We start from the raw sequence: 12,403 nt of genomic DNA on the forward strand, positions 1-12,403 counted from the left end.
TTTTTAATAAGTGTTATATATGATGCAGTTGCAACTTTTAGCTACAGGATAAAAAGGTGATTAATACATGCCTTGCTGGGAATATGATATAAAACCAATAAGAACTGATGACTGGAGTAAAACAAAAGACGAATTAAATGAAATGGGCAATGAAGGTTGGGAATTAATCAAGTTCTGTGGACCTCTGGACGGACAGGGAGCTTCTGATGCTTTCTTCAAAAGGCTTGTTGATGAAGCAAATATCTGAGTGATCTTCACTCTCCCATTTCATCCATATCTCTGCATATGCAAAACTTGCATAATGCAATCTCCACATCTTTTTGTTTGTTTTTCGCGAGACAATAATATTCATTATCCTTTTTTGCAATTTTGCTACTCCCCGGAAATTCCATGTTTAAAGGATGGAGGGGTTTACCCGCAACAAATATGAGATATATTGAAGTTAATTTGACCCGATCTGTGAGCAACCTGTTTTTTTCATTATCCTCTTTTTGCATTAAATCTATACGCTGAATTAGTTCCAGGCAATCTTCCCTGTCAAAAGTTGAGATTTGAGGGGTTGCGTTGTATTTTTTTATCTCCTCTATGGTTTATAAAGATGCCTGAATAAATCCTCGCCATATATCTGCCTGTATTTTAGAGGAAGGCTTTCAGTACTTTGCAACATCAGATATCTTATTTTCATAAAATCTGAGGGAGTAAATCGGTTTGCCTTCTTTTTTAGATTGGAAATTAATTCTTGTTTATTGTCTAAATGGTTGCAGATCATACTTATTTCCAGCCACATTTTCCGGAACTACACATCCCCATTTTTTCGAAATATTGCTGATGATAATCTTCTGCAGGATAAAATTCAGAAGCGGGCTCGATTTCTGTAACTATAGGTTTGGATTTGCCGGATTCCTGTAACTTATGAAGACAACTCAAAGCAATTTCTTTTTGTTTTTTGTTATGATAAAATATTGCAGAGCGATATTGTGTTCCAATATCCGGCCCCTGTCGATTAGATGTTGTAGGGTCATGAATATTCCAGAAAATCTCCAGCATTTGTTCATAACTTACAATTTGTGGATGATAGGTAATCTCAACAGCTTCAGCGTGGCCTGTACGCCCGGTACAAACTTCCTCATAAGAGGGATTGGGTGTACTCCCTCCCGTGTAACCAACCCTTGTGCTAATAACGCCTTCGACTTCCCTAAATGCTGCCTCTATTCTCCAGAAGCATCCGGCAGCAAATGTCGCTTTTTCCATAGATTTTAAACTCATTTATAATCCCCATGACCTCATTGGTTTTCTGTCAGATATATATTATTCAATAGTTTCTAGGGAATGGTTTATATATCATGTTCGCATATGTTCGAACAATCTTTTTTTACTACACCAGAAGGTAGAGAACATGAATGATCGCAAAAAAGATGACAACAATAGAGACGAAAATAACTCTTTTGAAGACATCGAAGACCTTCTTCAGTATGTTTTTGAAAAGATGAGGGAAGGCAATGGCAATAAACCCTTCGTATATGGGTTTTCCATTGCTCACAATCCCATGAATAATGACCACTTCAATGAACAGTCACCGCCAGCAGAGGATACACCAGAGGATGTTTTTGTAAAAGACCAAACTCCCCTGGTTGAGACATTTAAGACTGACGATGAAGTTTACGTAACAGTCGACGTTAAAGTTGACGAAGATCTTGTGTCAATTACCTCACGCTACAATGAAGTAGACATTGCGGTCCATTTCCCGGATGCTGGACGCACTGAGACACAACACGTAACTCTGCCGGCAAGTGTTGACCCAGGTAGTGAGTCAATCAGCTGCAGCCACGGGGTAATGGATATCAGGTATAAACGGAAAGTTGCTTCCAGTTTGAATTGATTTTATTTTTACTTTACTTCTCCTGCTTTCTTTGCCAATAGGTTCAATTATTGCAGGTGCATTGTCTATAATATAAACAGTGGTACCTATGTTGCAAAGATTGTATGTGCAAGGATTCAACGGGGCCAGATGGGAGGAAAACCGTCTCTAGGTATGATTCACAGCCAGCCAATGAAAAATATTATACTACCCCCGAACATTTAAAAATATTTCCCCTCTCCTCACTTTTCCCGTTATTGCAAGGAAGATGAACGAAGAACAAGCAATATTCGTGCAATGGAAACCCTCACAAAAGGCATTAACGGACAAAGCAAATACCTATCCAGCCTCTCTTTCAGGCGGCCAAAAACAGAAAGTTGCAATTGCAAAATTGGGTCTTCTTCATAGGTGATGGATTGGTAGTGGAAGAAGGTAGCCCTGAGGAACTTTTCACAAATACCCGACATGAACGGACAAAATCTTTTCTTAGTAAAGTTTTGTAACCTTCTTTTTTTTATTGGTTCTTTATTAAGATTCTTTTGAATTAACCAGTCAAAAAAATATAGTACTCAATGTACAATTTTTTAAAAAATCTATAATGCAACAATTTATCTTAAATATATTATGTGACATAGATAATATAATATATATTATTAGAGAACATTAGTATTATAGTGGATTATATACTATAAAAAACATATGTTATAATATATATAACTTATGTTGTTGTGTACACAATATTATTAAACAAAAAATGCAATTCTCACTTTAAAATTACAGTATCCACGACCTCTTCCTGAAAAGTGAGAGAGAAAACAGTAGATGAATATTATAAGTATATATTTATATATGCATTATTGATCCACTACTCCTACACCTAGAAGGTATAAAATGCAATATAAAACATAGGTATGTTTTTCACCATAATGATTAAAAGCACGCCACAAAAAAATAACTCTTCAAGCACCTCTTATCAAGGAGAGATCCTTCAGGTAAAAGTATCTGCATGTACCTACAATTTTCCTTATTCATATAATATATATGAACGGATTTGTCTGCCTGATATAATGCACAGATTTAGTAAACACAAATATTACAAATACTATAAGAATATGGCCGTTTCACTCCACTACCGCCCCCTTTAGTGCACAGAAAAATAGAAGAAACGCATATTTATCAAAAAACAACATTTCATTCATATATTATATGTAATATACTCAGAACCACCGATCCAGCATATTATATATCAAACTTCACTAAATTATAACTCACTTTACAAGATATACATAATAATAAAATTCAGATTTGTTTCAAAGAACACATCTTAAATTTGATAAATGTATTAGTAATAAATATTGCAAGGTAACTTCAAGTAAAAATAACTATTGTCATTTTAAAATATTACATAAAATGAGAACATCCCAAGTAATTATCATCTATTACATATTATAAAATTAAGTGAATACTTCTAACAAACAACCTCAAAATAATTTCAATGTAGGCCAACCCAACATAATCATAAATTTAACAACTAACACAAAATAAAAATATTTTGTCAGGAATGAGTTGGCAAAAAGTGAGATTTAAATCTCCAGATAATAACCAAATAATTCAGTGAACAGCGAATATTTTTTTCTTGCATTATAGAGATACTGGCGAACATAGTTTTCACCCTTTGATTTTTGAATCATAGCTTCAATTTCCCTGGGCGAAAACACAGTTTCCAGTTTTACTGCTGCAATGTTTTCAATATCTGATATAGATTTACTTTCAATTAAATTGACACTGTTTTGTGAGGCGTCATCGATAATTGACACCGGGTACTCCCCAACCCATTCCCATGCAGGATCAAAAAGAATTATCCTTAAAAGAGAGCAATCACCACAGCGACATACCACTGCCGTATAATCCTGAAAATTGTGATAAGTGAAGGAAAATAACAGACCTTCACACTCACTGCATACACCCATTTCATTTTCCTCTTCTTCAAAAGGAGGAATTAATCTATTATCATCTATGCACAATAGCTTATTTGGTAGTGAATAGCGCAAGGTTGATTTATCAAAAGATACTTTCATTATATTAGGCCTCTATTAAGGTTACAGAAACAACATTACTTTACAAACATATAAATAGTTTGATTGTATATATATGAATTAATACATAGATAGGGGTAATTCTATGAAAGCTATTAGATCTAAAATAAAAAACCGTCTCAAAAAGTTCGTAGAACTTGACGTGAGCGGACTGCGTACCCATATACTATCTATTCTTCTCAACGTAAAACAGTTTACGGTTGATGATCTTCACGAAAAGATCAACAAGCAGTTCGACGCATCCAGAAGTGTAGTGGCCTCTATGGTTGGTTATATACATTCAAAGTTGGGTATTTTGAGATCCCATAAGGAGTCATACAAGACACCTACAACATACTCACTAAAAGAAGAGTATGTAGACTTGATACAGAATGCCATTACCGCGCGAGAAAAACCATCTACATGAATGATTATTCATGGTAGCAATAAAGGATGCTCCACGTACATCCACAACCCTCATAATACGTTCTGATTCTGGATCTCGGATTACACACTCCAGGGATCCTTATTATAGCCTTATGCGCAGGCTTTTTCAGGAAGATGCCACTGCACGACGCGGACAGCAATTTCTGACTATAATCGAAGAGCGCCAAAAGAGTGGCAATGCTGTTAAAACAAGTGAATGGGAATCAATAATGAAAGAGCTGGACGTTGGTCGAGCATCTTTCTATGCAATGCGCAACAAATTACTTGGCGCGGGACTCATTTCTAATAAGAATAAGGAATACCGTTTATCGAGCCAGTTCAGTAAAGATCTTATAGATATGGCCAACTGGTGGTCTACTGCTATATTAAATAAAGACCCGGATGAATTATAAATCCCGATAATTTTATATACTAAATATCCAATGTAGGATACGTTTTCGTAGCAGCCCGGTAGTGTAGTGGTCAATCATGTGGGACTCTGGATCCTGCAACCTCGGTTCGAATCCGTGCCGGGCTACTAAATTTTTTTGCTAGATTTTTAAGTATTTGTTTTATTGCCATATAACTAATCGTAAGTGCAACATATAAATATATACAATAGATACTGAAATATTAATGATACTTAAGTAATCTCCAATATACGACGTGTTGGAGGCAATAACATCAAGAATACGGAGGATAAACCGAATACAAAATGTGTCGAAGCTGCATTAAGAAAGCGGACACATGACCTGGAAGAGCGGGCCAAGGAACTAGACTGCCTCTACCAGATATCCAGAATTGTCGAAAAGGAAAGAAATCTGGACACAATTTTACAGGAAATAGTCGACTTCATTCCTTCCGCCTGGCAATATCCATACATAGCTTGTTCAAGGATTACCGTGGAAGAAAATACATTTATGAGCCCGCATTTTCAGGAAAGCCAGTGGAAACAGGCCGCCCCATTAATTGTTGAGAACAAAAATGCAGGTTGCCTCGAGGTTTTTTATCTTGAAAATAAGCCACAAGCAGCGGAGGGGCCGTTCCTCAGGGAAGAGCGCAAGCTGATTGATGCCTTGGCGGAAAGGGTAGGAGACGCCATCGAACTGATGCGTGTAGAAAAAGAACTCAGCAACTACCGCAAGAACCTGGAAGAAATCGTAGAAAAACGTACTTCTGAACTAACCTTTGTCAACCAGCAACTACAGAAGGAAATTGCTGAACGGGAACGTGCCGAAAGGTCCCTCCGTGAATTTGAAGATATGAGGATAAAAGAGATTCACCACAGAATAAAGAACAATCTGCAGGTAGTCTCCGGACTGCTGTATCTTGAATCGACAAATTATAATCCCAATAAAGTAGTAGAAGCTTTTAAACAAAGTGAAAATCGGGTGCGTTCGATAGCTCTTATACACGAAAAGTTATATCAGTCCAGCGACTGCAAAAACCTCGACTTTTTGGATTATGTTAATGAGCTTATGGAATATCTTATGCATTCTTATGATCTTGATAATAACAAAGTGATTGTAAACGTCAATGTGGATAAAATCCATCTTGAAATGGACAGGGCCGTACCCCTTGGAATCATAATCAATGAGCTGGTTTCCAATGCCCTGCAACATGCTTTTAATGAAGGACAGGATGGTGTAATCGAAATTCATTTCGCTAAAGAAAATAGTGGTTATAGCCTGATTGTGAATGACAGTGGTGACTTTCCCAAAGAAATAGATTTCAAGAATACAGAATCTCTTGGACTGCAACTTGTAACCAATCTTGTTTCCCAGATAGACGGTACAATAGACCTGAACACAGCTGAAGGTACTACTTTTACGATACACTTCTGAATACAGGAAAAAATCATATCTGACCTAAAAAGTAATGATAGCAACCCCGGAAAAGGTTGCTGAAATGTTTTCATTTCCCAATACTTTTCTCGGTTTCCATCACCTTGAGATATATTTTGAGTATCGAATCTGGATTCAGAGAAATGGAATCAATGCCTTTTTGCACAAGGAATTCAGCAAATTCCGGGAAATCACTTGGGGCCTGACCACAGATCCCGCTGTGCTTATTATTTCTTTTTGCACCTTTTATTGCCATGGATACCATCGCTTTTACAGCCTCATCCCTCTCATCAAAGGTTGAAGCCAGGATCTCAGAATCCCGATCAACCCCCAATGTTAGTTGTGTCAGATCATTGGACCCGATCGAAAAACCATCGAAGTATTTGCTGAATTCATCGATCAGGAGTGCATTACTGGGAATCTCACACATCATATATACCTGCAGGTTATTTTCACCCTTTTTAAGGCCGTGTTTGTCCATTTCTTCGATAACTTTGCGGGCTTCCTCCACACGTCTGCAGAAAGGAATCATTAGAATAAGGTTGGTAAGCCCCATTTCATCCCTAACCTTTTTCATCGCCCTGCATTCAAGAGCAAACCCTTCCCTGTACCTTTCATCATAATAACGTGAAGCTCCCCGGAAACCAAGCATGGGATTATTTTCCTTTACTTCAAAATCTTCTCCACCCAGCAGGGTTGCATATTCATTGGATTTGAAATCGCTCATGCGCACAACTACTGGCTTTGGGTAGAATGCAGCTGTGATTGTCGCGACACCTTCAGCAAGCCTTTCCACAAAGTAATCCCCTTTATCTGAATAACCCTGTGTCAATTTTTCAATCTGATTGACCGCACCCTGATCTTTGACTTTTTCCGTATGAACCAGCGCCATCGGATGAATCCCTATATAACTGTTTATGATAAACTCAAGTCGAGCCAGCCCGATTCCATCATTTGGTATCCGGGACAGTGCAAAAGCCTCTTCAGGATTTCCCAGATTCATCATTATTTCTGTTTGGGTCTTGCTGACATCTTCCAGCTCTGTGGTTTCCTTATGGAATGCAAGTTGGCCTTCATAGACCCTGCCTGTGTCCCCTTCAGCACAGCTTACAGTAACTTGACTACCCGTTTCAAGGATTTCTGTGCTGTCATCCGCCCCCACAACTGCGGGAATGTCAAGCTCACGACTGACAATAGCTGCATGACAGGTCCTGCCTCCTTTATTGGTAATGATGGCTGCTGCATTTTTCATCACAGGTTCCCAATCCGGAGTGGTTGTATCTGCCACCAGGATTTCCCCGGGTTTGAAGGAAGACAAACCAGAGACATCTTTGATAACATGCACCCTGCCCGAGGCTATCCTGGACCCAACACTTCTGCCTGTGACAAGCACCTTGCCTTTTTCATCCATGTAGTAGGTTTCAAGCACATCCTTCCTTTTCTGGGATTGTACTGTCTCCGGTCTTGCCTGAACGATGAATAATTTTCCTGTATCACCATCCTTTGCCCATTCTATATCCATAGGCATTGCCTTATTCGATTTCCCGGAATAGTGTTTCTCAATTGTGACAGCATATCTGGCAAGCTGCAGTACCTCCTCATTGTTGATACAGAAGTCTTTTCTGTCACTTTCAGGAACATCCACATTACGCGTAAGTACTCTGGAATCTCCCCGGCCGTAGATCATCTTAATCTCTTTGCTGCCGACCTTTTTGCGGATAATGGGCTTATAGCCTTCTTCAAGGGTCGGCTTGAATACGTAGAACTCATCCGGATTTACCAGTCCCTGTACGATATTCTCACCTAACCCATATGATCCGGTGATAAAGACTACATCCTCAAAGCCAGTTTCTGTATCGATGGTGAACATCACTCCGCTTGATGCAAGGTCAGAACGCACCATTTTCATTATACCAATCGACAGGCCTACATCAAAATGATCGAATTTGTTATTTATCCTGTAGGAAATGGCCCGGTCGGTGAACAAAGAGGCAAAACAGCGGCTGCATGCATCATTCAGGGCGTGATAGCCGTGAATGTTGAGATAAGTTTCCTGCTGGCCTGCAAAAGATGCATTTGGCAGGTCTTCAGCAGTGGCTGAACTGCGTACTGCAACATCGGTATCTGCACCATACTGTTCACACAGTTTGTCATATGCAGTTTTAATTTCATCCCAGAGGTCTTCAGGAATAGGTGCATCCAGGATTGTGTGCCGTGCCCTTTTGCCTATATCAGCAAGGTTACTGAGAGTCTTCGTGTCCAACTCATCCAGAATCCTTCGTAGGTCTTCCAGCACACCTGCCGAATTCAGCACATGCCAGTAGGCCTCAGCAGTGATAGCAAAACCATTAGGAATACAGATGTCCTTATCCGTAAGTTCCCTGTACATTTCACCCAATGATGCATTTTTCCCTCCCACCAGGGACACATCATCAATAGTAATCTCTTCAAACCATCGTATGTATTTGTTATCGCTCATTGTAACCCCACTACTATTTTCAATTAGTTGGTTATATGATTCCGGAATGTATTATATGTTCCTGTGGATACTAAAAATCCATAATTGAACAAACTGCGATACTTTTAATAACTATTAAGAACAAATAGGTAAGGAAGTTATGAGGTTAAATTATCTGGGGGGCCAAATTAATTTCATACTGGTTAACCACAGGTATAACTGATTGTTTTGAATTTATTCAGACTGGAAGGAACAATCCTGCCGGGCATTTTCTATTCAGCAATCTCTGGTGCTATCCAACTATAGGTCAAGAGGAGAGAAAGGGTGTACGACAGTAATACTACATTCAGGGAAATTGAAAATGAATGGATAACCATGTCTGATGGCTGCAAACTTGCAGCCAAAATATGGTTGCCAGAAAGTGCGGATGAAAAGCCCGTACCCGCTGTTCTTGAATATATTCCTTACAGGAAACGTGATTTCAAAGCGATTCGTGATTCCAAAATACATAGATATTTTGCCCAAAATGGCTACGCTGCCATAAGAGTGGACATGCGGGGCAGTGGGGATTCAGAGGGGGTACTGGAGGATGAATACCTGCCCCAGGAACTCAATGATGGTATTGAAATCATCGAATGGATTGCCGCCCAACCCTGGTGTACTGGCAATGTAGGAATGATAGGTATATCATGGGGTGGTTTCAATGCTCTCCAGATAGCAGCAAAGGATACACCCCATCTAAAAGCCATAATTACAGTTTCATCATCCGATGACCGTTATGCAGACGATGTTCATTATATGGGAGGTTGCCTGTTAACGGATAATCTTTCATGGGCCTCAACAATGTTTTCCTATAACTCTCTCCCACCAGATCCTGCGATTGTGGGAGATAAATGGAAAAAGATGTGGTTGGACAGACTGGAAGGAAGCGGTCTGTGGCTTAGAAAATGGCTTCAGCACCAGAGAAGAGACGAATACTGGAAGCACGCTTCAGTTGCAGAAAATTATGAAGCGATTTCCTGCCCTGTCTTTGCAGTAAGTGGATGGGCGGATGGGTATTCCAACACTGTATTCAGGCTCATGGAAAACCTGCAGGTCCCACGCAAGGCCCTTGTTGGGGGATGGGGACACAAGTATCCTAATTTCGTTGGAAAGGGTGTCGGAATTGACTTTTTGAGAGAAGCTACACGCTGGTGGGACAGATGGCTTAAAAAGATCGATAATGGAGTAGATGAAGAACCCATGTTACGCCTCTGGATGCAGGATAGTGTCTCCCCTCTTATTTCAAGTTGTCCTGGCAGGTGGATAGCAGAAAAGAATTGGCCTTCTGCCAAAATTGAAAATCAAGAATTTTACTTATCGAAAGGCAGGATCCATCTTGAAGAAGATGAAATCAAAAATGAAGATATGAGAATCAGAAGTCCCTTAAGTGTCGGACTTTTTGCAGGTAAATGGTACTCCTACTCAGAGTCAACCGACCTTCCCCATGACCAGAGTGAAGAAGATGGTGGAGCCCTTGTTTTTGACACACCTGAATTAGAGGAAGATATTGAGATACTTGGATCTCCGGAAGTAGAGCTCGAATTAGAATCAGACCAGCCCATAGCTATGATTGCCCTGCGATTAAACGACGTATGCCGGGAAGGGACCTCCACAAGAGTTACTTATGGACTACTTAATCTTGCACACAGGGATGGTAATGAAAATCCCTCTGTACTTGAAGTTGGTAATACGTACAGGATCTGGATAAAAATGAATTACGTGGCACAAAATTTCCCCGCGGGCAATAAAATACGTTTGTCTATTTCAACGTCGTACTGGCCGTTTGCATGGCCAAGTCCTGAGCCTGCAGCTTTGACTATAAAGAGCAAGGGTAAACTCATACTACCTGTAAGACCAAAAAACAAAGAAGATGACAAATTACCAGATATAGGAGAACCGGTCTTATCAGAACCAATTCGCTCCACACTTCTGGAGCCTGCAAAGAGAGAATGGACAGTTCAACATAATCTTGCAACAAATGAAGTGAAACAACAGATTATCAATAATGATGCCTTCTTACGGCTGGATGATATCAATCTGGAAATTGGAAAAGAGACAACTGAAGTTTATTCTTATTTGAATAACAATTACAATACAGTTAGAGGAGAAGTGGAAAGTACAAGAAGTCTGGCGCGTGGAGATTGGAAGATTGAAACCCTGACAAGAACAGTACTTACATCCACACCGACTCATTTTCAAATTCGGGCAATCCTTGATGCTTATGAGGGTGATACACGGATTTTTAGCAAAAGCTGGGACGATTTGATTCCACGTGATATGATGTGAGGAAGATAAATGAAGAAAAATATTTTTGTTGTAGGAATGGATTCCTTCAACCTGGAAAAACTTAGAAAAGTGCCGGCCGCCAAAGAATGTGTATTTCATTCAGCTATTGACATTGATGAGATGCGGCATGTGGATAAATTTGATGTAGAGAAACTGTTATCAGTTGCGGAAAACAGAATGAGGGCTGTTGAAGGTGGACCAGCCGGTGTAATTACATATTTTGATTTCCCTGCACAGGACATGGTTCCAATTCTGGCATCAAGAATGGGTTTACCGGGCCCAAGTTTTGAAAGTGTCCTTAAATGTGAACACAAGTACTGGAGCCGGTTAGAGCAGCAAAAAGTAATCTCAAAACACATACCCGCATTCTGTGCCTTTAATCCTTTTGATGAAGATATATTTGATTCTATAAATCTGCCTTTTCCTTTCTGGATAAAGCCTTTCAGGTCATTCCGTTCATTCCTTGCTTTCGAAATAGAAAATCGCGGACAATTCGAGGCAACACTGGAACAAATACGTGAAAGTATTGATTTCATTCACAAACCGTTTATGCAACTTTTACAGAACCAGAATCTTCCTGCAGATATAACTCAAATGAAAGAGAGCTGTATCGCAGAAACACCTCTTTACGGAAGGCAATGTACCCTGGAAGGATATGTGTACAAGGGAAAAGTAAAGGTGTATGGTGTTGTGGATTCTATCAGGGACCAGCATTTTTCTTCATTCTCACGTTATGAATATCCTTCATCATTACCAAAATGGGTCCAGAAAAAAATGATGAAAGTTTGCAAACGATTCATAAGATCCATTGGACTTGATAATTCGGCTTTCAATGTCGAATTTTTTTATGATCCATTCCATAAACAGGTATATTTACTGGAAATAAACACCAGGATATCCCAGTCTCATGCTGACCTTTTTGAAAAAGTCCATGGTGTTTCACATCATCAAATCATGCTACAACTTGCCCTTGGAGACAAACCAAAACCTCTGGGCAATAAGGGCAAATTCCGGTACGCAGCAAAATTCATGCTCAGGACATTTGATTCCGGTAAAGTGGTTGCAGTTCCGTCAGATGAAGAAATTGCTTCGGTTATGAATGAAATGCCGGGTACAATAGTCAAAGTGCTGGTTAAAGAAGGACAGCAACTATCAAAGATGGAGTTGCAGGACAGTTATAGTTATGAACTTGCGGATATTTTTATAGGAGCAAATAAACGGTCTGAACTTGTGGATAAATATGACAGGGTTATTGAAATGATAACTTTCAGTATAAAGAAGGATATCTAATAATTTAAAAGAAATACATACTTATTAGTAAATCAGGAAGCAGGGCAGTGTATTCTGTTTAAGCTTCCAATCCAGCCATAACAAATAACTTTTTAAGCGTCTGGATAGATATAGATAGTTAGAG

At 39.4% G+C, this 12,403-nt stretch carries 13 protein-coding genes and 1 tRNA gene; 8 read left to right on the forward strand and 6 right to left on the reverse strand.

Annotated features, from left to right (window positions below; genetic code table 11):
* The first annotated feature begins 67 nt into the window (after window positions 1-67).
* Entirely contained in the window at window positions 68-247 is a 180-nt protein-coding gene (locus CI957_RS01575; protein ID WP_072361001.1) for a hypothetical protein, read from the forward strand.
* A 7-nt stretch (window positions 248-254) separates the two neighbouring features.
* Here CI957_RS01575 and CI957_RS11030 read toward each other — a convergent pair whose 3' ends face one another.
* The 3 genes from CI957_RS11030 to msrA are packed head-to-tail and all read right to left on the reverse strand — an operon-like array spanning window position 255 to window position 1,266.
* The gene (locus CI957_RS11030) at window positions 255-587 is read right to left on the reverse strand and encodes a DUF2115 family protein (protein ID WP_128754092.1); all 333 of its coding nucleotides are present in this window, start codon (window positions 585-587) and stop codon (window positions 255-257) included.
* Window positions 584-787 carry a DUF2115 family protein gene (locus tag CI957_RS11190; RefSeq protein WP_128754093.1) on the reverse strand — a complete coding sequence of 68 codons (204 nt, stop codon included), beginning with the start codon at window positions 785-787 and terminating at the stop codon, window positions 584-586. Before CI957_RS11190 ends, CI957_RS11030 begins: the two co-directional genes overlap by 4 nt.
* Complete coding sequence (msrA, locus tag CI957_RS01590) at window positions 772-1,266, reverse strand: peptide-methionine (S)-S-oxide reductase MsrA (RefSeq protein ID WP_241645776.1); 495 nt, start codon at window positions 1,264-1,266, stop codon at window positions 772-774. Before msrA ends, CI957_RS11190 begins: the two co-directional genes overlap by 16 nt.
* Before the next feature lie 130 nt (window positions 1,267-1,396).
* Between msrA and CI957_RS01595 the strand changes: the two genes are divergently transcribed.
* Window positions 1,397-1,879, forward strand: coding sequence for an Hsp20/alpha crystallin family protein (locus tag CI957_RS01595; protein WP_096711360.1), 483 nt, complete (start codon window positions 1,397-1,399; stop codon window positions 1,877-1,879).
* Between the two features lie 233 nt (window positions 1,880-2,112).
* Here the strand turns inward: CI957_RS01595 and CI957_RS10730 are convergent, their stop codons facing one another.
* Window positions 2,113-2,325, reverse strand: a complete 213-nt coding sequence (locus tag CI957_RS10730) for a hypothetical protein (protein ID WP_165868945.1) — start codon at window positions 2,323-2,325, stop codon at window positions 2,113-2,115.
* 1,116 nt (window positions 2,326-3,441) lie between these two features.
* Complete coding sequence (locus CI957_RS01605) at window positions 3,442-3,936, reverse strand: hypothetical protein (RefSeq protein ID WP_128754094.1); 495 nt, start codon at window positions 3,934-3,936, stop codon at window positions 3,442-3,444.
* Between the two features lie 103 nt (window positions 3,937-4,039).
* Here CI957_RS01605 and CI957_RS01610 point away from each other — a divergent pair, with 103 nt between their 5' ends.
* The 4 genes from CI957_RS01610 to CI957_RS01625 all read left to right on the forward strand — a co-directional run bounded on the left by CI957_RS01610 (window position 4,040) and on the right by CI957_RS01625 (window position 6,203).
* Window positions 4,040-4,360 carry a DUF2551 domain-containing protein gene (locus CI957_RS01610; protein WP_072361016.1) on the forward strand — a complete coding sequence of 107 codons (321 nt, stop codon included), beginning with the start codon at window positions 4,040-4,042 and terminating at the stop codon, window positions 4,358-4,360.
* Window positions 4,361-4,370: 10 nt separating this feature from the next.
* Entirely contained in the window at window positions 4,371-4,772 is a 402-nt protein-coding gene (locus CI957_RS01615; RefSeq protein WP_096711358.1) for a hypothetical protein, read from the forward strand.
* Between the two features lie 52 nt (window positions 4,773-4,824).
* Window positions 4,825-4,897: transfer RNA gene (locus CI957_RS01620), tRNA-Gln, on the forward strand.
* Between the two features lie 364 nt (window positions 4,898-5,261).
* The gene (locus CI957_RS01625; protein ID WP_241645778.1) at window positions 5,262-6,203 is read left to right on the forward strand and encodes a sensor histidine kinase; all 942 of its coding nucleotides are present in this window, start codon (window positions 5,262-5,264) and stop codon (window positions 6,201-6,203) included.
* A gap of 70 nt (window positions 6,204-6,273) precedes the next feature.
* Here CI957_RS01625 and ppsA read toward each other — a convergent pair whose 3' ends face one another.
* Window positions 6,274-8,682 (reverse strand): phosphoenolpyruvate synthase, encoded by a 2,409-nt coding sequence (gene ppsA, locus CI957_RS01630; protein WP_096711357.1) that lies wholly within the window; start codon window positions 8,680-8,682, stop codon window positions 6,274-6,276.
* 303 nt (window positions 8,683-8,985) lie between these two features.
* Between ppsA and CI957_RS01635 the strand changes: the two genes are divergently transcribed.
* Both CI957_RS01635 and CI957_RS01640 read left to right on the forward strand, forming a co-directional pair.
* Complete coding sequence (locus CI957_RS01635; RefSeq protein WP_206631025.1) at window positions 8,986-10,989, forward strand: CocE/NonD family hydrolase; 2,004 nt, start codon at window positions 8,986-8,988, stop codon at window positions 10,987-10,989.
* A gap of 9 nt (window positions 10,990-10,998) precedes the next feature.
* Window positions 10,999-12,279: an ATP-grasp domain-containing protein gene (locus CI957_RS01640; protein WP_096711355.1), complete on the forward strand. Its 1,281-nt coding sequence runs from the start codon at window positions 10,999-11,001 to the stop codon at window positions 12,277-12,279.
* Window positions 12,280-12,403 lie beyond the last annotated feature (124 nt).

It is taken from the genome of Methanohalophilus sp. WG1-DM (assembly GCF_004104135.1).
GTDB lineage: Archaea > Halobacteriota > Methanosarcinia > Methanosarcinales > Methanosarcinaceae > Methanohalophilus > Methanohalophilus euhalobius.